The sequence below is a fragment of the Pseudoxanthomonas sp. Root630 genome, from assembly GCF_001427585.1.
In the GTDB taxonomy this organism is placed as follows: Bacteria; Pseudomonadota; Gammaproteobacteria; order Xanthomonadales; family Xanthomonadaceae; genus Pseudoxanthomonas_A.
On the sequence record NZ_LMGY01000017.1, the window covers coordinates 95,765 to 117,922 of the forward strand.

A 22,158-nucleotide genomic window follows, 5' to 3' on the forward strand; every position below is an offset into this window, starting at 1 on the left:
AATGTCCACACGACTCATCCAGAAGGAAGGCGCAGGCCTATGTGCGGAATTGTGGGCGCGATCGCCGATCGCGACGTAGTGCCGGTACTGATCGAAGGACTGAAGCGGCTGGAATACCGGGGCTACGATTCCGCGGGCATCGCGGTGGTCGACCAGCAGGATGTCCGCCGCGTGCGCCGCACGGGACGGGTCGCCGAGATGGAGGGCGCCGCCGCCGCCGAAGGCTTCAACGCGAGCCTGGGCATCGGCCATACGCGCTGGGCCACGCATGGCGGCGTCACCGAGGCCAATGCGCATCCGCACATCAGCCACGGCGTGGCGCTGGTGCACAACGGCATCATCGAGAACCACGAGGAGCAGCGCGAGCGCTTGCGCGCCCTGGGCTACGTGTTCGAGTCGCAGACCGATACCGAAGTCATCGCGCACCTCATGCATCACCACCTCAAGGGTGGCGACGACCTGCTGGCCGCGCTGCAGCGCACGGTGAAGGAGCTGACCGGCGCCTACGCGTTGGCCGTGGTGAGCCGCAAGGAACCCGAGCGCATGGTCTGCGCGCGCATGGGCTGCCCGCTGCTCATCGGCCTGGGCGAAGGCGAAAACTTCATCGCCTCGGACGTGTCCGCGATCATCCAGGCCACGCGCCGCGTCATCTTCCTCGAAGAAGGCGATACCGCCGAGGTCACGCGCCAGTCGGTGCGCGTGTTCGACGGGAACGACCAACCCATCGAGCGCGACGTGCACGTCTCCGACGTGTCGCTGGCATCGCTGGAGCTGGGCCCGTACCGCCACTTCATGCAGAAGGAAATCCACGAGCAGCCGCGCGCGATCGCCGACACCATCGAGGCGGTCATCGATGGCGGCTTCTCACCCGCGCTGTTCGGCGCCAATGCCGAAGCGGCGTTGAAGGACATCGAGGGCGTGCAGATCCTCGCCTGCGGCACCAGCTACTACGCCGGCATGACCGCGCGCTATTGGCTGGAAGCCATCGCCGGCGTGCCGTGCAACGTCGAGATCGCCAGCGAATACCGCTATCGCGCCGCGTACGCGAACCCCAAGCACCTGATCGTCACCATTTCGCAGTCCGGCGAAACCCTGGACACGATGGAGGCGCTGAAGTACGCCAAGTCGTTGGGCCACCAGCACACGCTGTCGATCTGCAACGTGCCCGAGAGCGCCATCCCGCGCGCCAGCGAGCTGGTCTGCTACACCCGCGCCGGTGCCGAGATCGGCGTGGCGTCGACCAAGGCCTTCACCACCCAGCTGGCGGCGCTGTTCCAGCTGACCGTCGTGCTGGGCAAGTTGCGCGGCAAGGTCACGCCGGAGCAGGAAGCCGACTACCTGGAACAGCTGCGCCACCTGCCGGGCAGCGTGCAGCACGCGTTGAACCTGGAGCCGCAGATCGCCGCGTGGGCAGAGCGTTTCGCACCGAAGTCCGATGCGCTGTTCCTCGGTCGTGGCCTGCACTACCCGATCGCGCTGGAAGGCGCGCTCAAGCTGAAGGAAATCTCCTACATCCACGCCGAGGCCTACCCGGCGGGCGAGTTGAAGCACGGGCCGTTGGCGCTGGTGGATGCGGACATGCCGGTGGTGGTGATCGCACCGAACGACGTCCTGCTGGAAAAGGTGAAATCCAACATGCAGGAGGTGCGCGCGCGCGGCGGTGAGCTGTTCGTGTTCACCGACCAGGACAGCCATTTCAGCGAATCCGAGGGCGTGCACGTGATCCGCACCCCGCGCCATGTCGGCGTGCTCAGCCCCATCGTGCACACCATCCCGGTGCAGTTGCTGGCGTACCACACCGCGCTGGCGCGCGGCACCGACGTGGACAAGCCGCGCAACCTGGCCAAATCGGTGACGGTGGAGTGAGTCAGTCGCCGGCGACGGGATCGCCGGCCGACCATGCGTGCGCCTGCAGGTGGTCGAGCAGGGCGGTGACCCGTTCGCGCGCGGCGCTCCCGTGCACCGGCAGGGCGAGGCTGTCGCCGGGGCGGGCGGCGGACAGGATCGAGCGCACGGCCTCGAGTTCGTCCAGGCATTCGTCGATCGCGCCGTCGGCCACGCCGTGGCGCAGCAGCGCTGCACGCAGCAAGCGGCCCACTTCGCCGCTTTCGCGTCCGCGCAGGTAGCCGTCCATGTCCTTGAGCACCACGTGGTCGGGGCGGAACGACGCGGCAGTGGCGGCGAGGTCGGCGATGGCGTCGTCGCTGCGGTCGCCGGCCTGGCCGAGCAGCAGGTGCAGGCGGCCGCCGTCGCGGTGCGCCTGGCGGACCAGATCGAGAAACTGCGCCAGGCCATCGGGGTTGTGCGCGTAGTCCACGTAGACCTGCACGCCGCCGCCGAGGACCCAGCGCTGCAGTCGGCCGGGATTGTCGCGGTTGTCGCGGCCGAAGCGGGCGAGCACGGCGGCGATCGTCGCCGGGGCGATCCCCAGCCCGTTGGCGGCGAGGGCGGCGGCGGCGCAGTTCTGCACGTTGTGCGCGGCCAGGCCGCCGAGGGTCAGCGGCATGTCGGCGACCGCGCCGAGATCGTGGGTGCGTGTGCCGTCGAACAGCCGCAGGTGGCCGTCGCGCAGGCCACAGCTGCGGCGACCCTCGGCGCGCGCCTGCCGCAACAGCGGATGGTCGTCGTCGGTGGAGAACCAGGCCAGCGGCACATCGACACGGGCGGCATGCCGGCGCAGCAGTGCGTTGTCGGCGTTGAGCGCGAGCATGCCGTCGGCGTCGATGGCGCGGGCCACGGTCAGCTTCACGTCGGCCAGGCCGTCGAGGTCGTGGATGCCGTATTCGCCGAAGTGGTCGGGGCTGACGTTGGTGACCACGGCCACGTCGGCGCGTTCGATCGCCAGGCCGCGGCGCAGCAGGCCGCCGCGCGCGGTCTCCAGGATCGCGGCCTGGGTCCGGCGATCGCGCAGCAGGCTGCGCGCGCCGCCGGGGCCGGAGTAGTCGCCGCCCTCGATCAGGCCGCCGTCCAGGTAGATGCCGTCGGTGCAGCTGTTGGCGGTGTGCCAGCCGTGTGCGATGGCGATGGCGGTGAGCAAGCGCACGGTCGTGGTCTTGCCGTTGGAGCCGGTGACCAAGGCCACCGGGATCGTGTGCAGGTCCTGCCACGGCACGTCATCGGGCGTCGGCAGGGCGGGGTTGTCCCAGGTGCGGCTGCCGCTGCCCATGCCGATGGACAGGTGCTCGTCGTCGAGCAGCAGCGGCAGGCCGTGTGCACGCGCGGCCTCTCGCAGGGCGGGCAGTCGCGGCAGGCATTCGGCCGCGGCGACGGCGCGCAGCAGGCGCAGGTCCGCGTCTTCGTCGACGAATGAGGGATGTCCCGGCTGCAGCGCGGGTTCGCCGGCGGCCCTCCCGGCCGCGACCAGGGCAGACAGCCACGCCCATTCGTCCACGTCGGCGGCGGCGTACAGCATGTCGCCGGGTGCGGCGAAGGCGAGGCTGGCGCCGCTGGCGTGCTCGCGTACCGTCACCGGGCCATCGGGCCAGCCCAGGGCGGCGCGCGCGCGGGCGATGCGCCGCTTCCAGTCCTCGATCAGTGCGGGCGGAACCGGTGCTCCGACCATGGTTTCCAGCACCGCGCCCGGTCCGGCGAAATACAGGTTCGGCCCGGTCAGGCGGCGCAGGTCGTCGAACGGCAGGGGTGCGGGTTCACTCATGCGGCAGGTCGTCCCCGGAGCGCGCGATCCGGCGGGTGCGGAGCGCCACCGCTCAGTCGCTGCCTTCGTCGTGGCGCGCGAACACCAGCCCGCGTTCCTCGCGGATCACGCCCTCCATCGCCGCCACCGCCGCCTCGTCGGCGCTGGGCGCCGCTTGCAGCGACGGCAACTCTGCCTGGCGGGCGCCGCGCGGCTCGGCGCCTTCGGGCGTGAACTTGGTGATCTGCTTCCACGAGCGGGCCAGGGCATCGGCGAACACCAGCAACAGGTCCCCGTGCCTGCCCATGCGCAGCGCGGCGTCGATGGCTTGCTGCTCGTCGGGGATCTGTTCGATCGCCGCCTCGGCCACGCCCGCCGCCTGCAGCGCGCGGGCGATGATCCGCGGTACTTCGTCGCCATCGCGGCCGCGCAGGCTGTCGTCGCGCTTGACCACGTAGTGGTCGAAGCGACCGGCCACCGCACGGGCGATGTCCTGGATGTCCTCGTCGCGGCGGTCGCCGGGTGCGGCGACCACCACGATCCGGCGCCCGGTCACCTCCAGGCGCTGGGCCAGGTCGGCCATCATCCCCACCGCGTGCGCGTTGTGCGCGTAGTCCATCACGACCTTGAACGGATGCTCGTCGTACACGTTCATCCGGCCGGGGGCCTGGAAGAAGGTGGTGTCGAAGGTGCGCAGGCCATGGCGGATCGCGTCGAGCTTGATCCCCAGCGAGAACGCCATCGCCGCGGCGAACATCGCGTTCTGCACGTTGTGCAGCGCGCGGCCTTCCAGCGTGGCCGGGATCAGGTGGGTCCACATCAGCGGGATGTGGCTGCCCTTGTCGTACAGGGTGACCATGTGGCCGTTGACGCCGGCCTCCAGCGCGCAGGCGCGGCCGCCGGCGCGGATATGCTCGCGCACCAGCGCGTGCGACGGGTTCATGGTGACGTAGCAGATCGTCTTCGCGTCGGTGTAGCCCGACATCTTCAGGACGTTGACGTCGTCGGCGTTGAGCACCGCGCAGTCCTTGGCCACTTCGACCACGATGCGCTTGATCTCCGCCAGTTGTTCCAGCGTATCGATGCCCTTGAGGCCCAGGTGGTCGGCGGCGATGTTGATCACCGCGCCTACATCCACTTCCGGTACGCCCATGCCGGCACGCAACAGGCCGCCGCGCGCGGTTTCCAGTACCGCCAGGTCAACGTGCGGATCGGACAGCACCATCCGCGCCGACACCGGGCCGGTCATGTCGCCTTCCACCGTGCGCTGGCCGTCGATGTACACGCCGTCGGTGGTGGTCAGGCCCGGCGTGTAGCCGGCCATCTTGGTGATGTGGGCGAGCATGCGCGCGGTGGTGGTCTTGCCGTTGGTGCCGGTGATCGCCGCGATCGGCACCCGCGAAGGCGTGCCCGGCGGGAACAGCATGTCGATCACCGGGCCGGCGGCGTCGCGCGGCGTGCCTTCGCTGGGCGCGACATGCATGCGGAAGCCGGGCGCGGCGTTGATCTCGCAGATCGCGCCGCCGATGTTCTTGTAGCTCTCGGCGATGCTGGGGCTGATGAAATCCACGCCGCCCACGTCGAGGCCGATCGCGCGCACCGCGCGCACCGCCATGTCGCGGTTGTCGGGATGGATGACGTCGGTGACGTCGGTCGCGGTACCGCCGGTGGACAGGTTGGCGGTGGAACGCAGGAACACCACCTCGCCTTCCTTCGGCACCGAGTCGGCGCTGTAGCCGACGCGTTCCATCATCAGGTTCGCCTCGCGGTCGAGTTCCAGGCGCGTCAGCACCTTCTCGTGGCCGACACCGCGGCGCGGGTCCTGGTTCACGATCTCGACGAGTTCGGTGATGGTCTTGCTGCCGTCGCCGACCACGTGGCCGGGCGTGCGCCGTGTCGCCGCGATCAGTTCGCCATTGACCACCAGCAGGCGGTGGTCGGCGCCCTCCTGGAAGGTTTCGACGATCACCGAGCGAGAGTGCTCGCGCGCGGCATCGAACGCGGCGCGGATGTCGTCGTCGCCGCTGATGTTGATGGTGATGCCGCGGCCGTGGTTGCCGTTGTAGGGCTTGAGCACGACCGGCCCGCCGAGCCGCTGCGCGGCCTTGATCGCTTCGGTCTGGCTGGTGACCAGGTGCTGGCGGGGCACGGGCAGGCCGAGCGAGGCGAGGATCTTGTTGGTCTCCTCCTTGTCGCTGGCCAGTTCGACCGAGATGTGGGGGGTCTTGCCGGTGATGGTGGCCTGGATGCGCTGCTGGTACTTGCCGTGGCCAAACTGCACCAGCGACTGATTGTTGAGCCGCAGCCAGGGGATCCCGCGCTCCTCGGCCGCGCGCACCAGTGAGGCGGTGGACGGCCCCAGCGCGCGCCGCTGGGCGTAGCGGATGAAGTCGTCGCGCGCCTGTTCCCAGTCCCAGTCCCCCGGCACGCTGCCGTCGGGGCGGATGCCTTCGGGCAGCAGCGAGCACAGCAGGCGCAGCGCCAGCTCGCCCGCGGCGATGCCTTCCTCGCGCTGGGCGTACTCGTACACCACCGTGTAGACGCCCGGGCGGCCATCGACGCTGCGGGTCTTGCCGAAGGTGACGTCCTCGCCGGCGATGTTCTGGAGTTCGATCGCCACGTGTTCGAGCACATGGCCCAGCCAGGTGCCTTCGCCCTCGCGCATGCGGCGCAGGAAGCCGCCAGGCTCGCGGTAGGAACAGCCGTGCTCGGCCAGGCTTGGCACGGCGGCCATCAGGCCGTCGACGAAGCCGGGCCCCAGGCGCGCGGTGGACCACTGTTCCAGTTCGCCCAGGTCCAGCAAGAGCCGGATCACCGGGAAGTGCGCATGCTGCGATGGGCCAACGTAGACAGAGCGTTCGAGGATGCGCATGGAGGATGTCCCCTTGTCGGATCAGGTCTTGCGGGTCGCCAGGCGGCCGGCCGAGGCCCGCCGCGTATGCAGGTTGAAGGTGGCGCCTGCGATCAATACATGAACGCCCAGCCCCAGGATGCACACCGGGTCGTCCTCGTCGGCCTGGGCCATCGAGGAGAACTGCAGGTCGTGGGCATCGACCACGGTGACCGCGCCGCTGCCCTCGACTTCGAGCGTATCGTCGGGCGAGATGAAGGCGGCGGTGTCCTCGTCCAGGCCGATGCCGATCGCGAACGGGTTGTAGGCCAGCGCCGCGGTCAGGCGGCCGAGGCGGTCGCGCTGGCGGAAATGCTGGTCGATCACGAAGCGGTTGGTCAGGCCCAGCCCGGGCGCCAGGCGCACGCTGCTGGCGCGCGGCGACGAGCCCTCGGCACCGAACGCGATCATGTGCTCGCTCAGGAACCCGGCACCGGCGCTGGTGCCGGCCACGGTTACCCCTTGGGCGTTGCGCTGGCGGATGCTGCGTGCCACGTGGGTGCCGCCGAGGATGGTGGACAGGCGCAACTGGTTGCCGCCGGTGAAGAAGATGCCGCTGGCCTCCGCCAGTCGTGCCAGCCGGCCTTCCTCCTGGCAATCGCGGCGGGTGTCGAAGTCCAGCACCTCGACCCGCGGCGCACCCATGCCACGGAACAGCGCCTCGTAGCGGGCGCCGGATTCCTTCAGCCGACTCGCGGTCGGGATGATCACGATGTCGGCGTCGCCGCCACCGCTCAGTTCGACGAAACGGGCCAGGATGCGCGGGTTGGTTTCCTTGTCTTCTGCGCCGCCGATCGGGATGATCCAGCCGCGTTGCTCCCCGTTGACGGGCTTGCTTGGCATCGAGTGCTCCGGTATTTCAGATGTCTTGCGATTCGAACGTACCACGCCGCAGCACCGCGCCGTCGCGCAGGTGCGGGCGGCCGCCAGCGAACACGTCGCTAATCGCGCCGGTGGCGTCCAGCGCCACCAGGTCGGCGTCGGCGCCAACCGCGATGCGGCCCTTGCCAGGCAGGCGCAGCAGCCCGGCGACGTTGGACGTAAAGGCCGGCAGCGCGTCCTGCAGGGCGATACCGCGGGCCAGCAACTCGCGCAGGGTGTCGAGCAGGGCGCCGGAGTGGCCGACATCCATGCTGCACACGCGGCCCTGCGCATCGAAACAGGGCAGGCAGCCACCGGCGTCGGAACTGATGGTGACCCGGTCGCGCGGGGCGCCGCTGTCGAGGTAGCGGACCAGCGCATCGGCCGCGCTCCACGCATCCTCGCCCTCGTCCACCGGGAAGGCGGTGATGTCGATGCTGCAGCCGCGCCGGGCCAGCTCGATGGCTTCGTCGAACAGCGCCTTGCGCCGGTTGACGTGGGTCGGGTTGAACACCCGCGGCGGCAGCTCACTTTGATCGAGCGCGCGCCGCACCAGGTCCAGGCCGCGCGGGCCGTCGCCCAGATGCAGATGGACGATGCCGGCCTTGCCGGTCATCAGCCCGGCCACGTGCGCTTCGGAAGCGATCCGCAGCAATTCGTCCAGGGTCGGCTGGCTGGAGCGGTGGTCGCTGATCGCCAGCTCGCCCACCCCGATCAGACAGTCGATGAAGACCAGGTCCGCGCGGACGCTGCCGGTCAGGGTGGCCGGCGGCAGGTGGTAGCCGCCGGCGTATCCCCAGGCCGACAGCCCTTCCTCGCGCAGCGCGTTGACCTGGGCCACCAGTTCGCGCGTGCCGCGGGCGACATCATCGGTGCCCAGCAGGCCGACCACCGAGGTCACGCCGCTGCGGGTGTAGCGCGACAGCATCGGCGCCGGTACCCGGCTGGCGAAGCCGGCCTCGCCGCCGCCACCGGTGACGTGGACGTGGCCGTCGACCAGGCCCGGCAGCAGCCGGCGGCCGCCCAGGTTCAGCACCTGGGCGCCGAAGGCGGCAGGCAGATCGGGCGCATCGGTCCCGATCCACAGCACCTTGCCGCCGCCGAGCAGCAGGTCGCAGCGTCCCAGCGGTTCGGGTGCGTACACATCCGCGTTGCGGATCAGCGTGGTCGTCATCAGCTGGCGACCGTCCCGTCCATGCTTCCCGCCAGAAGCCGCTTGTCAGGGCGGCATGCCCAGTCCTTCAGTCCCCTGGACTGGCCGGCGGTGACATTGGCGTCGTCGCTCATCTTCTCTTCGATCCGCTGTTATCCCGACACGGTCATCCGCGCGGCGGACCAGTCTAACCGGGCGGGAGCACGCTGGCCGCCCGGAGCGAATGGCCGGACAGCGCCTGGGTCGAGGAGATCGGCGGTAACGTTATGTGGCGTGGCGCATTCCCGTCGACAGGCCCTGGCTTTCGCTTGGCCACGCCTTCGCGATGGATCCCGCGGACTTCCTCGGCCGTGCGGATCAACGTGTCATTGACGGTGCGCACTGTCCCGATGTCGATCACCGAGCGCTGGTTGGCGCGTGGTGCAGGATGTGCCTGCAAGGCGGGTGCGATGACCGGCGGTTGACGACTGTCGCCGGGCTGTAACAGGCGACGCACAGAATGGGTCCCGCAACGAGGATCCTCTCTCCTCCCGCGTTGCTCCAAAGCCCGGCCCCTGCCGGGCTTTGTGCTTTCATGATCCCGCGCACCCCGCGTGCCGGCACAATGAGGCCCCCTGCATGCCGTTCCGCTGCGTACTGCCGTTGCTCATGGCCCTGATGCCTGTGTCCCCCGTCCTGGCGAGCGAATCGCCGGTCACGCCCCTCGTCATCGGCCATCGGGGCGCCAGCGCGCTCCTGCCGGAGCACACGCTGGCCGCGTATGCGCGTGCCATCGCCGATGGCGCGGACTACATCGAGCCGGACCTGGTCGCCACGCGCGATGGCGTGCTGGTCGCGCGCCACGAGAACGAGATCGGCGGCACCACCGACGTCGCGCAACGCCCCGAGTTCGCTGCGCGCAAACGCCGGCAAGTGATCGATGGCGAAACCTTCGAAGGCTGGTTCACCGAAGACTTCACCCTGGCCGAGCTGAAGACGTTGCGTGCACGCGAGCGCCTGCCCGAGCTGCGTGGCACCGCACACGATGGCCACTACGAGGTCGCGACGCTGGACGAGGTCATCGCGCTGGCGTCGGAACAGGCCGCGCTCCGCGACCGGACGATCGGCCTGATTCCCGAGATCAAGCATCCCAGCCATTTCCAGCGCATCGGCCTGCCGATGGAGGAGCGTCTGCTGCAGACGTTGGCGGCGCATGCCTATACGCGCCAGGCGCCTGTGGTGATCCAGTCGTTCGAACAGACCAATCTGCGCGCGCTGCGGGAGCGCCTGGGCGCGACCCATCCGAACATCCGTCTGCTGCAACTGCTGGGTCCCGCCGAGGCATCGCCAGGCGACGCGCTTGCTGCGGGCATCGCGCGTCGCTATGCGGACCTGATGACGCCGGAGGGACTGCGGGAGATCGCGGCGTATGCGGACCTGCTGGGGCCGTGGACACGCAGTCTGATTCCGCACGCAGCGGACGGCACGCTGGGTACACCGACGGACCTGATGCGCGATGCGCGCGCGGCGGGCCTGCCGGTATGGCCTTACACGTTCCGGCCCGAGAACGCATTCCTGCCGCGCGCACTGCGTCGCGGCGACGATCCGCGCATGCGGCATGACGACGGTGCGATCGAGGAGATCCGCGCCTATCTGGCGCTCGGCATCGGCGGCTTCTTCACCGACGATCCTGCCGTGGGCCGCCGTGCCGTGGACGGCCGCTGACGTCAGCCGACGCCGCAGGCGGCCAGTGGGGGTTCCATCGTGCGCACCAGCTGATCCGCTGCCACCGGTTCCCCGAGCAGGTAGCCCTGATAGAAGTCGCAGCCCAGCTGCCGCAGCTGCTGTTGCTGCCCGGGCGTTTCCACGCCTTCGGCGACGACCTTGAGGTTCAGCGTGCGGCCCAGCGCGACGATGGAGGCGACGATCGCCGCATCGTCCGCGTTGGATTCCAGTTCGCGGACGAAGGCGCGGTCGATCTTCAGTTCGGTGGCCGGCAGTCGCTTGAGGTAGAGCAGGCTGGAATAGCCGGTGCCGAAATCGTCGATCGAGATCCGCACGCCCATGCGGGTCAGTTCGTCGAGGATGTCGACGCTGGCGTCCGCATCGCGCATGGCGGTGGTCTCGGTGATCTCCAGCGTCAGGCGCGTCGGGTCCAGCGCGTGCCGCGCCAGCGTGTCGCGCACCGTGTCCACCAGCGAGGGCGAGGAGAACTGCAGCGGCGACAGGTTCACCGCGACAGTGGGCACGTCGTGGCCGGCGTCATCCCAGGCGCGCAGCTGCCGGCAGGCGTCGTCCAGCACCCACTCGCCCAGGCTCAGGATCAGTCCGCTGCGTTCGGCGGCCGCGATGAAGGCGCCCGGCGCCAGCAGGCCCATCTCGGGGTGCTGCCAGCGCAGCAGCGCTTCCACGCCCGCCATGCGGTAGTCGGGCGCGGCGAACTTGGGCTGGTAGTGCAACAGCAGTTCGTTGCGCTCCACCGCGCGACGCAGGTCGTTGAGCAGCTTCAGCTGCTGGTGCGCGCTGATGTTCATCGACGGCGCGAAGAACGTGTAGCCGTTCCGGCCGTTGTCCTTGGTGTGGTACATCGCGGCGTCCGCGTGCGCCATCAGGTCGCGCTCGCTGGTCCCGTCGGAGGGATACATGGCGATGCCGATGCTGGCCGTGACCTGTACCTCGGTCCCCTGCACCTGGATCGGCAGCGCGACGGCATCGAGGATGCGCTGCGCGACCACCGCGGCATCGTCCGGATCCGTGGAGGGCGCGACCAGCACGAATTCATCGCCGCCGAGCCGTGACAGCGTGTCCTGGCTGCGCAGCAGGCCGCGCACGCGCGTGGCGACATCGGCCAGCAGGACGTCGCCGGTCTGGTGGCCGTAAGCGTCGTTGACGCTCTTGAAGCCGTCGAGGTCCAGGAACATCACGGCCAGGGATTCCTGCTTGCGCTTGGCTTTCTCGATGGCCTGCTCGATGCGGTCCTGCAGCAGCACGCGGTTCGGCAGCCGCGTGAGCGGGTCGTGCAGCGCCGCCTGCACCAGTTCTTCGTTGGCGCGCGCCAGCGAGATCGCCAGGTGGCGCGTGCGCAGGTGCATCTGCCGGTCCAGCACGGACACGATCAGCGCGATGCCCATGATCGCCACCGTGGCCACCACCACCAGCACCGCCAGCCACTGGGTGGGCACGCCGCCATCGCGGGCCGCGCCGCACCAGCTGTCGGCCGGGAAGCGGGCGGCCGCCATGCCGGTGTAGTGCATGCCGACGATGGCGAACCCCATCACCACGGCAGCGGTCAGGCGCATCCCGTGCCGGCGGTGGCCGCGTCGCAGGTGGAAGGCGATCCACAGCGCGGCGCCGGACGCGACCACGGCGATGACGATGGACAGGCTGAACCACAGCGGGTCGTAGTCGATGCCGGGCTGCATGCGCAGCGCGGCCATGCCGATGTAGTGCATCAGCGCGATGCCCGCGCCCATCAGTACGGCGCCGAGGCAGAGCAGGCGCATGGGCAGGTCCGGTCGCGACACCAGCCACAGGGCGAAGGCGGAGACGCCCAGCGCCGCGAGCATCGAATAGAGCGTGATGGCGAGGTCGTAGCCGAGGGGGATCGGCAGGTCGAAGGCGAGCATGCCGACGAAGTGCATCGACCAGATGCCCAAGCCCATCGCCAGTGCGCCACCGGCCAGCCACCAGCGTGCCGCGACGGTGCCGCGGGTGGTGGTGACGCGGCCGGCCATGTCCAGCGCCGTGTAGGACGCCAGGATGGCGACCAGCAGCGAGAAGAGGACGAGGACCTCGTTGTAGGTTCCGGACATGAGGCAGGGGCCGACGCCGGGGACGGGCGTCCGTCAGACTGTATCGGCCACTACGCTTTGAGCTTGAGCGCCGCGGTCGCCACGGAGGCGACCGCGGGCCGGCCCGGAGAACCGGTCAGACGCGCCCGAACACCAGGCTCGCGTTGGTGCCGCCGAAGCCGAAGCTGTTGGACATCACCGTATCCAGCGTCGCCTCGCGGCTGGCCTGGACGATGGGGAAGCCGGTCGCGCCTTCGTCCAGCGTCTCGATGTTGGCCGAGCCCGCGATGAAGCCATCGCGCATCATCAGCAGGCAGTAGATCGCCTCGTGCACGCTGGCTGCGCCCAGCGAGTGGCCGGACAACGCCTTGGTCGAAGAGATCGGCGGGAGGTTGTCGCCCAGCGCGGTACGGATCGCGTCGAGTTCGATCACGTCGCCGAGCGGCGTCGAGGTGCCATGCGTGTTGAGGTAATCGAGCGGGGCGGTGACGCCTTCCAGCGCCATCTGCATGCAGCGCACCGCGCCTTCGCCGGACGGCGCGACCATGTCGGCGCCATCGGACGTCACCCCGTAGCCGAGCAGTTCGGCGTGGATGCGCGCGCCGCGCTTGACCGCGTGGTCGTAGTCCTCGAGCACCAGCATGCCGCCGCCGCCGGCGATGACGAAGCCGTCGCGGTCCGCGTCGTACGGACGCGAGGCGTGCGTCGGGTCGTCGTTGCGCTTGCTCGACAGTGCGCCCATGGCGTCGAACATCATCGTCAGCGCCCAGTGCAGTTCCTCGCCGCCGCCGGCGAAGACGATGTCCTGGCGGCCGGCGCGGATCAGGTCCGCCGCCGCGCCGATGCAGTGCGCGGAGGTCGCGCAGGCCGCGGAGATCGAATAACTGACGCCCTTGATCCTGAACGCGGTGGCCAGCGTCGCCGACACCGTCGAGCACATCGTGCGCGGGACCATGTACGGCCCCACCTTGCGGATGCCGCGCGCGCGCAGCAGGTCGGCGGCTTCGATCTGCCATTCGGCAGAACCGCCGCCGGAACCGGCGATCAGGCCCGTGCGCGGCTGGCTGACCAGCGTGTCGTCCAGGCCGGCGTCGGCGATCGCATCGCGCAGCGCGATGTGCGCATAGGCGGCGGCATCCCCCATGAAGCGCTTCTGCTTGCGGTCGATCTGCGCGTCGAGGTCGATCTCGGGCGCGCCGCCGACCTGGCTGCGGAAGCCGAGTTCGGCGTACTGCGGGATATGGCGGATGCCGGAGCGGCCTGCGCGCAACGCGGCCGACACGGTATCCGCGTCGTTGCCCAGGCAGGAGGTGATGCCCAGGCCGGTGATGACGACACGGCGCATGGTCAGAAGCTCTCCGTCGAGGTGAACAGGCCCACGCGCAGATCGCGCGCGGTGTAGATCTCGCGGCCGTCGACCAGCATGCGGCCATCGGCCACCGCCAGCACCAGCTTGCGGTTGACCACGCGGCTGATGTCGATCTCGTAGCTCACGCGCTTGGCCGTCGGCAGCACCTGGCCGGTGAACTTCACTTCGCCGGAACCGAGTGCGCGGCCGCGGCCGGGCGCGCCGATCCACGTCAGGAAAAAGCCGGTCAGCTGCCACATCGCATCCAGGCCCAGGCAGCCGGGCATCACCGGGTCGCCGAGGAAGTGGCACTGGAAGAACCATAGGTCCGGGTGGATATCGAGTTCGGCGCGCACCATGCCCTTGCCATGCGTGCCGCCGTCCTGGCGGATCTCGGTGATGCGGTCGAACATCAGCATCGGGTCGTTCGGGAGGCGGCCGCTGTCGGGGCCGAAGAGTTCACCGCGCGCGCTGGCCAGCAGCTGTTCGCGCGAGAAGGAAGCGGGGGCGTTCATTGCATCGTCCGTTCTGCGAAGGCGCAAATAATGCACACATGTGCATACGCTTGTCTTGATGCAAATCAACCGGGTTTTTCCATACGCCGGCGTACCATCTTGGAAGTGCAATTGCGGCAAGGGTTTCGCGCTTTTCGCCCTCGACTCCACACGCGTGCGTATCGTGCGTGCGCGCATCCATGCGATCGCGTACGGCCGCCGATATCATCGTGTGATGCGCAAGATCATCCACATCGACATGGACGCGTTCTACGCGTCGGTGGAGCAGCGCGACGATCCTTCGCTGCGTGGACGGCCGGTGGTGGTGGCATGGCGCGGCGAGCGTTCGGTGGTGTGCGCGGCCTCGTACGAAGCGCGCGTCTTCGGCGTGCGCTCGGCGATGCCGGCGGTGCGCGCGGAGCGCCTGTGCCCGCAGGCGGTGTTCGTACCGCCCGATTTCACCCGCTACAAGGCGGTGTCGCGGCAGGTGCGCGAGATCTTCCTGCGCCACACCGATCTGGTCGAGCCGCTCTCGCTGGACGAGGCCTACCTCGATGTCACCGTGCCGAAATCCGACCTGCCGACGGCCACGGCGGTGGCCGAGACCATCCGCGCGCAGATCCGCGAGGAGACGCAGCTCACCGCCTCCGCGGGTGTCGCGCCGAACAAGTTCCTCGCCAAGATCGCCTCGGACTGGCGCAAGCCGGATGGCCAGTTCGTCCTGCGCCCGCACCAGGTCGAGGCTTTCCTGACGCCGCTGCCGGTGGAGCGCATCCCGGGCGTCGGCAAGGTGATGCAGGGGCGCCTGAACGCGGACGGCATCCGCACCGTCGGCGACCTGCGCCTGCACGCGCAGCACGAACTGGAAGCGCGCTACGGCAGTTTCGGCGGCAGCCTGTACCGCCGCGCGCGCGGCATCGACGAGCGGCCGGTCGAACCCGACCAGCCGGTGCAGTCGATCTCGTCCGAAGACACCTTCGCCACCGACCTGCTGTTGTCCGAACTGGAGCCGCACATCGTCCGCATCGCGGAAAAGGCCTGGCAGGCCAGCCGCAAGACCGAGCGCGTGGGCCGCACCGTGGTGCTGAAGCTGAAGACCGCCCAGTTCCGCCTGCTCACCCGCAGCTTCACGCCGGAAGCGCCGCCGGCCTCGGCCCGGGAGTTCATCGATATCGCCCTGGCGCTGCGCGAGCGCGTGGACCTGCCGGGCTCGACCCGCTACCGGCTGGTGGGCGTGGGGCTGGCGGGCTTCCGTGACCGGGACGAGGGGGCGACCCAGCCAGGGCTGTTCGACGGGCCGGAGCTGGCTGCCGGTTGAATGAAGCCCTGGGGTGATCTTGGAAAAGACACTATCAAGATATATCTTGAGTGTGTCTGAAGATATCGAAGGAATCCCCCTGTCCCCTTTCACTTCCTCCCACGATCGCGGCGGACGCCGCGGCCATGGCCATGGTCATCCCGGCGCGGAAGGCGACGGTTCCGGCCGCGGGCGCCGGGGCCGCATGTTCGACCAGGGGCAGCTGAAGCTGCTGGTCCTGCACGTGCTCGACGCACAACCGAGCCACGGTTACGAGGTCATCCGCGCGATCGCCGACCTGGCTGGCGGCGACTACAGCCCCAGCCCTGGCACGGTGTACCCGACCCTCACCTGGCTCGAAGACATGGGCCTGGCCGAGGCCCTTGCGGAAGACGGCGGGCGCCGGCAGTACCGCATCACCTCGGAAGGGCGCGTGCAGCTGCAATCGCGGCGCGAGCACCTCGATGCGTTGCTGCTGCGCCTGCGCGAAGGGCGTCGGCACGCGCTCGCGCGACGTGCGCCCGAGATCGAGCGGGCCATGGAAAACCTGAAGACCGCCCTGCGCCTGCGCTTCACCGACGGCACGCCGGATACCGAGGCGCTGCACCGCATCGCCGCCGCCATCGACCGCGCCGCGGTGGAGATCGGACGCGACACGGGCAGCCGCGTGCAGGCGGCGTCGGAGGCCGCGCCATGAAGCAGCATCGCTACCGCGTCACCCTCGATCACCTGGCCGATGCGAAGGGCGAACCGTCCGCGTACGACGCGCCGCTGCGCTTCGAGGCGGGCAACCACGACGACGTGTTCGCCATCGTCGAACGCATGCGCGCGCGCAACGACCTGGCGCCCGACGCCGCCACCGCCCTGGCCGTCGGGCTGAAGCTCTTCAGCGAAGTCATGCTCGAGCACCGCGGCCATCCGCTGTTCGCCGATTTCGCCCCGCATTTCCGCGACTTCATGAAGACGCTCAAGCAGGGCCCCGTGGCATCCGCCGCAGGCGCATGAAGAAAAAGCCCGGCGATGCCGGGCTTTTTCCTGTTGCGTGCCGCCGTCGGATCACTCGGTCGGCTGGTAGCGCAGGCTCAGGCCGTAGGTGCGGCCGGCCTGGTTGTACCAGGCGACGGTTTCGTACTCGCGGTCGAACACGTTGCCCACCTTCGCCTGCAACGTCCATGCCGGCGCGATGGCGTACTCCAGGCGCAGGTCCAGCGTGCTGTAACCGCCCAGGCGGTCGGTGTTGGCCAGGTTGTCGTAGCGTTCGCCCGCGGCGTTGAACGTCACGCCGGTGCGGAACGCACCGAACGCGCGGTCCACGTCGATACGCGCCGTGTTGCGCGGACGACGGGCCAGCAGGTTGTCGTAGTTGAAGCCGGCCGAACGGTTGCGCGGATCGGTGTGGCTCAGCTGGGTGGCGATGTCGAAGCCGGCCAGCGCGAAGTCGACGGTGAACTCCGCGCCCCGGATGCGCGCTTCGTCGATGTTGTTGGGCAGGAAGATCGCCGCATCGTAGGAGATCAGCTGGTCCACCTTGTTCTGGTAGACGTTGAACGTCCAGTTCCAGGTATCCGCATACTGCGCGATGCCGAGGTTGACGCTCTCGGACTCTTCCGGCTCCAGCAGCGGATTGCTGTAGCCCGGGTAGTACAGGTCGTTGAAGCTCGGTGCCTTGAAGCCGGTGGCCACGCTGGCGGTCAGCTTCAGGCCGTTGCCGAAGCCGAACCCGTAGCCCAGGCTGCCGGTGGTGTGGTTGCCGAACTGCTCGTTGTCGTCGTTGCGGACGCTCGCCTGCAGCTGGTGCGCGCCGAAGCGGCCCTGGTATTCCACGAAGCCGGCCAGATTGTCGCGCTGGGTGACGTCGAAGGCGGTGGCGCTTTCCACCTTGTCGTCCTGCCAGTCGATGCCCGCGGTCAGCAACTGGTTGGCGGCCAGGGTGAAATCGCCCTGCGCCGACGCCACATAGCGGCGCGTCTCGAAGTAGCCGGACTGCACGGCATCGTGGAAGTCGTCGGACTTGTCGTCGTTGCGGCCCAGGCTCAGCAGCAGGTCGAGCTTGTCGCTCGGCGCGTAACGCAGCTTGGTGCCCAGCACCTGCTGCACGGTTTCGGAGCGGTTGGTGAAGCTGCCGTCGAACTCGCTCTTGCCATCGGCGCGCAGCGCGTTGGCTTCCAGCGTCAGCGTATCGGTGAACGCGTAGCCACCGCGCAGGTTGGCCGAGGTGTTGCGGTAACCGTCGCGATCGGGCTCGTCGGTGAAGCAGCCTGCGCCGAAGTCGAACGGAATGCTCGGGTCGGGACCGCGTCCGCGGCAGGCGTTGAAGCCATCCGTACGCGCGTACGCCACGTCGGCGCCGAACCAGCCGCGGCCGACGCCGCCACCGATACCGGCACTGGCTTCGCGCGTGCTGTCGCTGCCCACGCCGATGCGGAAGTTCGGCCGCACCTTGCCGGTGTTGCGACGGGTGAAGACCTGGATCACGCCGCCGATCGCTTCGGAACCCCACAGGCTGGAACGTGGGCCGCGCACGATCTCGACACGATCGATCTGGTCGATCGGCAGGTCCTGCAGCGCGGGCAGGCCGGCGGTCGCCGAGCCCATGCGCACGCCATCCACGAGCACCAGCACGTGATCGGATTCGGCGCCGCGCAGGTTGAGCGTGGTGATCTTGCCTGCGCCGCCCTGGTTGGCGATCGAGATGCCGGCGCGGCCCTGCAGCAGTTCGCCCAGCGAACGCGCCTGGCTGCGCTGGATCGCCTCGCGACCGATCACCTGCGCCGGGACCAGGCTGTCTTCGACGGACACCTCGGTGCGCGTGCCCGAGACGACGATTTCGTCGAGGTTGGTGGCGTCCTGCGCCTGCGCGGCGATCGGCAGCGCCATCGCGACCGCGAGGGCCAGCAGGGAAGGGGAGGAAAAAGTACGGCTCTGCATCGGAACAACTCCATCGCGCGCCCCGCGCGCATTCTTCGGCGTGGAGTCGCGATGGAAAGGGGTGCGGAGCGGACAGCGCAGGCGAAGCGGCGCGGCACGCCGCGACGCCCTCCGCATCGCAACCAGTGGACTCCCAGGCCGGTCTCCGGGCTTGCGAACGAGTGCAGGGCACTCCGCCGTGGCGCCTTCCCATGCGTCGTGGACGCACAGTGGCCGATGCCGCGGCTTTCTTCGCCTACCGTTGCGGGGGCAGCGCCGGAATGCCGCCGTGGGACGGGTCACCGGCTTCCCGTTTCAACCCGGCACGAGGCGCGGGTCACCTGAAAGCGCGCGCAGTATACGGGAAGCGGTCGCGGCGCCGTCAGGCCACGCGGCCGCGGCGTACGATCAGTCGTCGCCGCGCGAGTCGAACAGGTTCAATGAAGGACCGGCGTCCTCTTCCTGCTCGGTATGGGTCGTCGTCACCGGGCCGGCGGCGGGGCGGCCACGCGGCGGGGGCAGCAGGGCCGCGGCCGCATCGTACGCCACCAGCAGTTCGCCGCGGCGTGCTTCGGGCAACTGCTGCCAATGGCAGTCCAGCAGTGCGCCTTCCAGCGCGTACAGCAGGTTGAGGCTGGGGCGGAACCCGGCACGCTTGACCCGGATGAAGGCCTCCACCGCGCCCACCGACTCCAGATCCTCCTGCGTGCGCAGGCCGACCTGGCGAAGCCAGGCGGCGGACTTGGGGCCGATGTTGCGCAGCTTGGTGCCTGTCATGTCAGCGAATCCAGGAAAATGGCGGCGATGCGTTCCATGCCTTCCTGGTCGTCCGCATCGAACCGGGCCAGGCGGGGGCTGTCCAGGTCGAGTACGCCGACGAGTTCGCCCCCTTTCACCAGCGGGACCACCAGTTCCGAGCGCGATGCGGAATCGCAGGCGATGTGGCCCGGGAAGGCCTCCACATCGTCCACGCGCTGGGTCTGGCGGTTGCGTGCGGCGGCTCCGCAGACCCCCTTGTCCAACGGGATCCGCACGCAGGCTGGTAAGCCTTGGAACGGACCGACCACCAATTCCCGGCCATCGAAGAAATAGAAGCCCACCCAGTTGAAGTCGGGCAGGGCGTGGTAGATCAGTGCGGCCAGGTTGGCGGCATTGGCGATCCGGTCCGGTTCGCCGGCCAGCAGGGCGCGGGCCTGGTCGGCCAGCTGCGCGTATTGTTCCGGCTTGCTGCCGGTGAGCGTTTGGGAGGCGAATGACATGCGGTCGATTCTACCCCCGGCCCCTCAGGGCGGCCCGATATGATGCATTCCAGCGGCGGACCTGACGGGGAACAGGCGGGCATGAAGGCAGGCGATGACGAGGCCGGATGGCGCGGCCACGGGGTGACGCGACTGGAAGCGTTCGTGGATGCGGCGTTCGCGTTCGCGGTGACTCTGCTCGTGATTTCGGTGGACCGCATCCCGGACAGCATCGGCGCGCTGTTGCAGGCGCTGAAGAACGTGCCGGCGTTCGCCGCGAGCTTCGCGATGGTGGCGATGTTCTGGTACGCGCACGTGCGCTGGAGCCGACGCTACCGCCTCGGCAGCGTGCCGGCCACGTTGCTCAGCCTGCTGCTGGTGTTCCTCGTGCTGGTCTATGTCTATCCGTTGCGCCTGCTGCTGGGCACGTTCTTCGCCTGGATCACCGGCGGCTGGTTGCCGATGCCGTTGAACGACGCCAACGGTCCGGGTCCGCTCGCCTTCATGTTCACCTTCTACGGGCTGGCGTTCGCGTCGATGTCGGCCTGCATCGGCGGCCTGTACGCCCTGGCCTGGCGCGCGCGCGCGCGTCTGGGATTGGATGGCGACGCTGCCGCGAACGCCGCGGGCGAGTTCGCTTCGCATGCGTATTTCGTCCTGGTCGGGCTGCTGTCGGTGCTGATCGCCAGCCTGCTGACCGCGGATTCGCGCGCCTGGCAGGTCGCGCTGCCGGGCAGCGTGTACTTCCTGCTCTCGTTCACCGGCCTGCTCCACGTGGCGGGACAGCGTTGGGGCGCGCGCCGCTGGCCGGCACGCGCGGAGGACTGACGCGATGGACAGGCTGTTCGTCACCGGTACCGACACCGGCGTAGGCAAGACCGTCGCCAGCGCCGCACTGCTGCACGCATTCCGCGCGCGCGGAATGCGTGCGGTGGGCATGAAGCCGGTCGCCAGCGGCTGCGAGCGCACGCCCGAGGGCTGGCGCAACGACGATGCGCTGGCGCTGCAGGCGGCCAGCGATCCGGTACCGCCGTACGACGACCTCAACCCCTACGCCCTGCCTGCGCCGCTGGCACCGGAGATCGCCGCGCGCGATGCGGGCGTGGACGTGCAACTGGGTGTGCTGGTCTCGGCGTTCGAGCGCCTGCATCCGCTGGCCGACATGGTGCTGGTGGAAGGCGTCGGCGGGTGGGCCGCACCGTTGACGGCCACGCTGGACCAGCGGCATCTGGTCGAACAGCTGCGCCTGCCGGTGGTGCTGGTGGTCGGCATGCGCCTGGGTTGCATCAACCATGCGCGGCTCAGCGCGCGTGCGATCCAGGACGACGGCGCGCGGCTGGTGGGCTGGATCGCGAACGAAGTCGACCCCGACATGGCGCGCCGCGACGAAAACTTCGCCCTGCTCTCGGCGCGCATGCCCGTGCCGTGCTGGGGGCGGTTGCCGCATGCGCCGGGCGCGCAGGCCCGGGCGCTGGCCAGCTCCCTTTCGCTGCCCTGATCGCGGGCAATAAAAAACCCGGCAGCGTGGGGGCTGCCGGGTCGGGTTTGCGCGGAGGGAGGGGAGGGCCGCGCAATAACCGGTTGAAGCGGGCTTACTTGGCCTTCGCAGCCTTGGTCGCCTTGGCCACGGAGGCCTGGACGCTGTCGGTCGCGGTTTCGAACTGGGTCTTCACCAGCTGGCCGAAGGCCTCACCGGTCTTCAGGCTCAGGCCGAACACTTCCTGGCTGGCGGCGACGACGCGCTCGGCGTTGTCCTTGGCGACCTGCAGGCCCTTCGGCCACAGGGTCTTGTAACCGTCGAGGTCACGGGTCTCGGCCAGCTCGCCGAAGAAGGCGGTGGTGGCGTCGACGTTCTTTTCGAAGGTCTTCAGCTGCACGCCGAACACCGTCTCGGCACTTTCCAGGGCCAGGCGGTTCGCACGGGCCGCAGCGGCCGCGAACTGGTGCGTGAACTGGCTGAAGCTTTCGTTGAATTGCGTGGTCATGGCGTGCTCCTAAAAGGGGATTTCCATCTGTTGCGACGCAGCATAGAGGGATCCATGTTGCAGTGCAATAACCGGCGTATGGAAATCCGACGAACGGTCAGGAGCCGTTAAAAATCAAACGCTTGTATGGGTGGCCTGAAACCGGTTCCCGTCCCTCAGGCGCCGCTGTAGCGGGAGCCGGACGTGCAGGTTTCATGCACCACGACGGCGCTCAGCAGTGGCAGCACCGGCTTGGCCTGGTCCCAGACCCACTTGGCCAGGTGCTCGCTGGTGGGATTGTCCAGGCCCGGGATGTCGTTGAGGTAATGGTGATCCAGCCGGTCGTAGATCGGCTTGAAGGCCGCTTTCACGTCGGCGAAGTCCATCACCCACCCGGCCTGCGGGTCGATCGGCCCGGACAGGTGCAGCTCGATGCGGAACGAATGGCCATGCAGGCGCGCGCACTTGTGGCCGTCCGGCACGTGCGGCAGCCGGTGCGCGGCTTCGACGGTGAAGACCTTGAAGATGTCCATGCGACGGTTCCTGGAGCGTGGAAGCGCGCGGCACCGGCGAAGGTGCCGCGCGCAGGGTGCGGCTTAGCG

At 69.1% G+C, this 22,158-nt stretch carries 20 protein-coding genes and 1 riboswitch; of the genes, 7 read left to right on the forward strand and 13 right to left on the reverse strand.

Going from position 1 to position 22,158, the window contains the following annotated elements:
* Positions 1-39: 39 nt before the first annotated feature.
* Positions 40-1,866, forward strand: a complete 1,827-nt coding sequence (glmS, locus tag ASD72_RS15225; RefSeq protein WP_056880809.1) for a glutamine--fructose-6-phosphate transaminase (isomerizing) — start codon at positions 40-42, stop codon at positions 1,864-1,866.
* Position 1,867: 1 nt separating this feature from the next.
* Here glmS and ASD72_RS15230 read toward each other — a convergent pair whose 3' ends face one another.
* From ASD72_RS15230 to ASD72_RS21010, 5 genes are all read right to left on the reverse strand, one after another.
* Positions 1,868-3,655, reverse strand: a complete 1,788-nt coding sequence (locus tag ASD72_RS15230) for a Mur ligase family protein (protein WP_056880810.1) — start codon at positions 3,653-3,655, stop codon at positions 1,868-1,870.
* A gap of 52 nt (positions 3,656-3,707) precedes the next feature.
* Positions 3,708-6,506, reverse strand: a complete 2,799-nt coding sequence (gene cphA, locus ASD72_RS15235; protein WP_056880811.1) for a cyanophycin synthetase — start codon at positions 6,504-6,506, stop codon at positions 3,708-3,710.
* A 21-nt stretch (positions 6,507-6,527) separates the two neighbouring features.
* Complete coding sequence (locus ASD72_RS15240; RefSeq protein ID WP_056880812.1) at positions 6,528-7,367, reverse strand: cyanophycinase; 840 nt, start codon at positions 7,365-7,367, stop codon at positions 6,528-6,530.
* Between the two features lie 16 nt (positions 7,368-7,383).
* The gene (gene iadA / locus ASD72_RS15245) at positions 7,384-8,559 is read right to left on the reverse strand and encodes a beta-aspartyl-peptidase (RefSeq protein ID WP_056880813.1); all 1,176 of its coding nucleotides are present in this window, start codon (positions 8,557-8,559) and stop codon (positions 7,384-7,386) included.
* A 166-nt stretch (positions 8,560-8,725) separates the two neighbouring features.
* Entirely contained in the window at positions 8,726-9,034 is a 309-nt protein-coding gene (locus ASD72_RS21010) for a hypothetical protein (RefSeq protein WP_155944677.1), read from the reverse strand.
* A gap of 161 nt (positions 9,035-9,195) precedes the next feature.
* Between ASD72_RS21010 and ASD72_RS15250 the strand changes: the two genes are divergently transcribed.
* On the forward strand, positions 9,196-10,242 hold the full coding sequence (locus tag ASD72_RS15250; protein ID WP_056881065.1) for a glycerophosphodiester phosphodiesterase: 1,047 nt from the start codon (positions 9,196-9,198) through the stop codon (positions 10,240-10,242).
* Positions 10,243-10,244: 2 nt separating this feature from the next.
* Here ASD72_RS15250 and ASD72_RS15255 read toward each other — a convergent pair whose 3' ends face one another.
* The 3 genes from ASD72_RS15255 to fabA all read right to left on the reverse strand — a co-directional run bounded on the left by ASD72_RS15255 (position 10,245) and on the right by fabA (position 14,171).
* Positions 10,245-12,329, reverse strand: a complete 2,085-nt coding sequence (locus ASD72_RS15255; RefSeq protein WP_056880814.1) for a bifunctional diguanylate cyclase/phosphodiesterase — start codon at positions 12,327-12,329, stop codon at positions 10,245-10,247.
* A gap of 115 nt (positions 12,330-12,444) precedes the next feature.
* Positions 12,445-13,653 carry a beta-ketoacyl-ACP synthase I gene (fabB, locus tag ASD72_RS15260; protein ID WP_056880815.1) on the reverse strand — a complete coding sequence of 403 codons (1,209 nt, stop codon included), beginning with the start codon at positions 13,651-13,653 and terminating at the stop codon, positions 12,445-12,447.
* 2 nt (positions 13,654-13,655) lie between these two features.
* The gene (fabA, locus tag ASD72_RS15265; RefSeq protein ID WP_056880816.1) at positions 13,656-14,171 is read right to left on the reverse strand and encodes a 3-hydroxyacyl-[acyl-carrier-protein] dehydratase FabA; all 516 of its coding nucleotides are present in this window, start codon (positions 14,169-14,171) and stop codon (positions 13,656-13,658) included.
* A gap of 214 nt (positions 14,172-14,385) precedes the next feature.
* Here fabA and dinB point away from each other — a divergent pair, with 214 nt between their 5' ends.
* The 3 genes from dinB (at position 14,386) to ASD72_RS15280 (ending at position 16,452) form a co-directional block, all read left to right on the forward strand.
* Positions 14,386-15,468 carry a DNA polymerase IV gene (dinB, locus tag ASD72_RS15270; RefSeq protein WP_056881066.1) on the forward strand — a complete coding sequence of 361 codons (1,083 nt, stop codon included), beginning with the start codon at positions 14,386-14,388 and terminating at the stop codon, positions 15,466-15,468.
* Positions 15,469-15,652: 184 nt separating this feature from the next.
* A complete protein-coding gene (locus ASD72_RS15275) occupies positions 15,653-16,144 on the forward strand; it encodes a PadR family transcriptional regulator (RefSeq protein WP_056880817.1) in 492 nt (163 codons plus the stop codon).
* Positions 16,141-16,452, forward strand: coding sequence for a DUF3861 domain-containing protein (locus ASD72_RS15280; RefSeq protein ID WP_056880818.1), 312 nt, complete (start codon positions 16,141-16,143; stop codon positions 16,450-16,452). The genes ASD72_RS15275 and ASD72_RS15280 overlap by 4 nt, the downstream gene beginning before the upstream one ends.
* A gap of 51 nt (positions 16,453-16,503) precedes the next feature.
* Here ASD72_RS15280 and btuB read toward each other — a convergent pair whose 3' ends face one another.
* The 3 genes from btuB to ASD72_RS15295 all read right to left on the reverse strand — a co-directional run bounded on the left by btuB (position 16,504) and on the right by ASD72_RS15295 (position 19,613).
* Positions 16,504-18,375 (reverse strand): TonB-dependent vitamin B12 receptor, encoded by a 1,872-nt coding sequence (gene btuB, locus ASD72_RS15285; protein WP_056880819.1) that lies wholly within the window; start codon positions 18,373-18,375, stop codon positions 16,504-16,506.
* Positions 18,376-18,493: 118 nt separating this feature from the next.
* A riboswitch (cobalamin riboswitch) is annotated at positions 18,494-18,714 on the reverse strand.
* 48 nt (positions 18,715-18,762) lie between these two features.
* Positions 18,763-19,131, reverse strand: coding sequence for a TfoX/Sxy family protein (locus ASD72_RS15290; RefSeq protein WP_056880820.1), 369 nt, complete (start codon positions 19,129-19,131; stop codon positions 18,763-18,765).
* Entirely contained in the window at positions 19,128-19,613 is a 486-nt protein-coding gene (locus tag ASD72_RS15295) for a GAF domain-containing protein (protein WP_056880821.1), read from the reverse strand. The genes ASD72_RS15290 and ASD72_RS15295 overlap by 4 nt, the downstream gene beginning before the upstream one ends.
* 81 nt (positions 19,614-19,694) lie before the next feature.
* Here ASD72_RS15295 and ASD72_RS15300 point away from each other — a divergent pair, with 81 nt between their 5' ends.
* Positions 19,695-20,420 carry a TMEM175 family protein gene (locus ASD72_RS15300; RefSeq protein ID WP_056880822.1) on the forward strand — a complete coding sequence of 242 codons (726 nt, stop codon included), beginning with the start codon at positions 19,695-19,697 and terminating at the stop codon, positions 20,418-20,420.
* Between the two features lie 4 nt (positions 20,421-20,424).
* On the forward strand, positions 20,425-21,090 hold the full coding sequence (bioD, locus tag ASD72_RS15305; protein ID WP_056880823.1) for a dethiobiotin synthase: 666 nt from the start codon (positions 20,425-20,427) through the stop codon (positions 21,088-21,090).
* 94 nt (positions 21,091-21,184) lie between these two features.
* Here bioD and ASD72_RS15310 read toward each other — a convergent pair whose 3' ends face one another.
* Entirely contained in the window at positions 21,185-21,577 is a 393-nt protein-coding gene (locus ASD72_RS15310) for a phasin family protein (RefSeq protein WP_056880824.1), read from the reverse strand.
* Between the two features lie 155 nt (positions 21,578-21,732).
* Positions 21,733-22,089 carry a 6-carboxytetrahydropterin synthase QueD gene (gene queD / locus ASD72_RS15315; RefSeq protein WP_056880825.1) on the reverse strand — a complete coding sequence of 119 codons (357 nt, stop codon included), beginning with the start codon at positions 22,087-22,089 and terminating at the stop codon, positions 21,733-21,735.
* Between the last annotated feature and the right edge of the window lie 69 nt (positions 22,090-22,158).

What these genes read in the sequence shown, in the direction of transcription:
- glmS (WP_056880809.1), top strand. Translation starts at nt 40, where the DNA reads ATGTGCGGAATTGTGGGCGCGATCGCCGATCGCGACGTAGTGCCGGTA.
- ASD72_RS15230 (WP_056880810.1), bottom strand. Translation starts at nt 3,655, where the DNA reads ATGAGTGAACCCGCACCCCTGCCGTTCGACGACCTGCGCCGCCTGACC.
- cphA (WP_056880811.1), bottom strand. Translation starts at nt 6,506, where the DNA reads ATGCGCATCCTCGAACGCTCTGTCTACGTTGGCCCATCGCAGCATGCG.
- ASD72_RS15240 (WP_056880812.1), bottom strand. Translation starts at nt 7,367, where the DNA reads ATGCCAAGCAAGCCCGTCAACGGGGAGCAACGCGGCTGGATCATCCCG.
- iadA (WP_056880813.1), bottom strand. Translation starts at nt 8,559, where the DNA reads ATGACGACCACGCTGATCCGCAACGCGGATGTGTACGCACCCGAACCG.
- ASD72_RS15250 (WP_056881065.1), top strand. Translation starts at nt 9,196, where the DNA reads ATGCCTGTGTCCCCCGTCCTGGCGAGCGAATCGCCGGTCACGCCCCTC.
- ASD72_RS15255 (WP_056880814.1), bottom strand. Translation starts at nt 12,329, where the DNA reads ATGTCCGGAACCTACAACGAGGTCCTCGTCCTCTTCTCGCTGCTGGTC.
- fabB (WP_056880815.1), bottom strand. Translation starts at nt 13,653, where the DNA reads ATGCGCCGTGTCGTCATCACCGGCCTGGGCATCACCTCCTGCCTGGGC.
- fabA (WP_056880816.1), bottom strand. Translation starts at nt 14,171, where the DNA reads ATGAACGCCCCCGCTTCCTTCTCGCGCGAACAGCTGCTGGCCAGCGCG.
- dinB (WP_056881066.1), top strand. Translation starts at nt 14,386, where the DNA reads ATGCGCAAGATCATCCACATCGACATGGACGCGTTCTACGCGTCGGTG.
- ASD72_RS15275 (WP_056880817.1), top strand. Translation starts at nt 15,653, where the DNA reads ATGTTCGACCAGGGGCAGCTGAAGCTGCTGGTCCTGCACGTGCTCGAC.
- ASD72_RS15280 (WP_056880818.1), top strand. Translation starts at nt 16,141, where the DNA reads ATGAAGCAGCATCGCTACCGCGTCACCCTCGATCACCTGGCCGATGCG.
- btuB (WP_056880819.1), bottom strand. Translation starts at nt 18,375, where the DNA reads ATGCAGAGCCGTACTTTTTCCTCCCCTTCCCTGCTGGCCCTCGCGGTC.
- ASD72_RS15290 (WP_056880820.1), bottom strand. Translation starts at nt 19,131, where the DNA reads ATGACAGGCACCAAGCTGCGCAACATCGGCCCCAAGTCCGCCGCCTGG.
- ASD72_RS15295 (WP_056880821.1), bottom strand. Translation starts at nt 19,613, where the DNA reads ATGTCATTCGCCTCCCAAACGCTCACCGGCAGCAAGCCGGAACAATAC.
- ASD72_RS15300 (WP_056880822.1), top strand. Translation starts at nt 19,695, where the DNA reads ATGAAGGCAGGCGATGACGAGGCCGGATGGCGCGGCCACGGGGTGACG.
- bioD (WP_056880823.1), top strand. Translation starts at nt 20,425, where the DNA reads ATGGACAGGCTGTTCGTCACCGGTACCGACACCGGCGTAGGCAAGACC.
- ASD72_RS15310 (WP_056880824.1), bottom strand. Translation starts at nt 21,577, where the DNA reads ATGACCACGCAATTCAACGAAAGCTTCAGCCAGTTCACGCACCAGTTC.
- queD (WP_056880825.1), bottom strand. Translation starts at nt 22,089, where the DNA reads ATGGACATCTTCAAGGTCTTCACCGTCGAAGCCGCGCACCGGCTGCCG.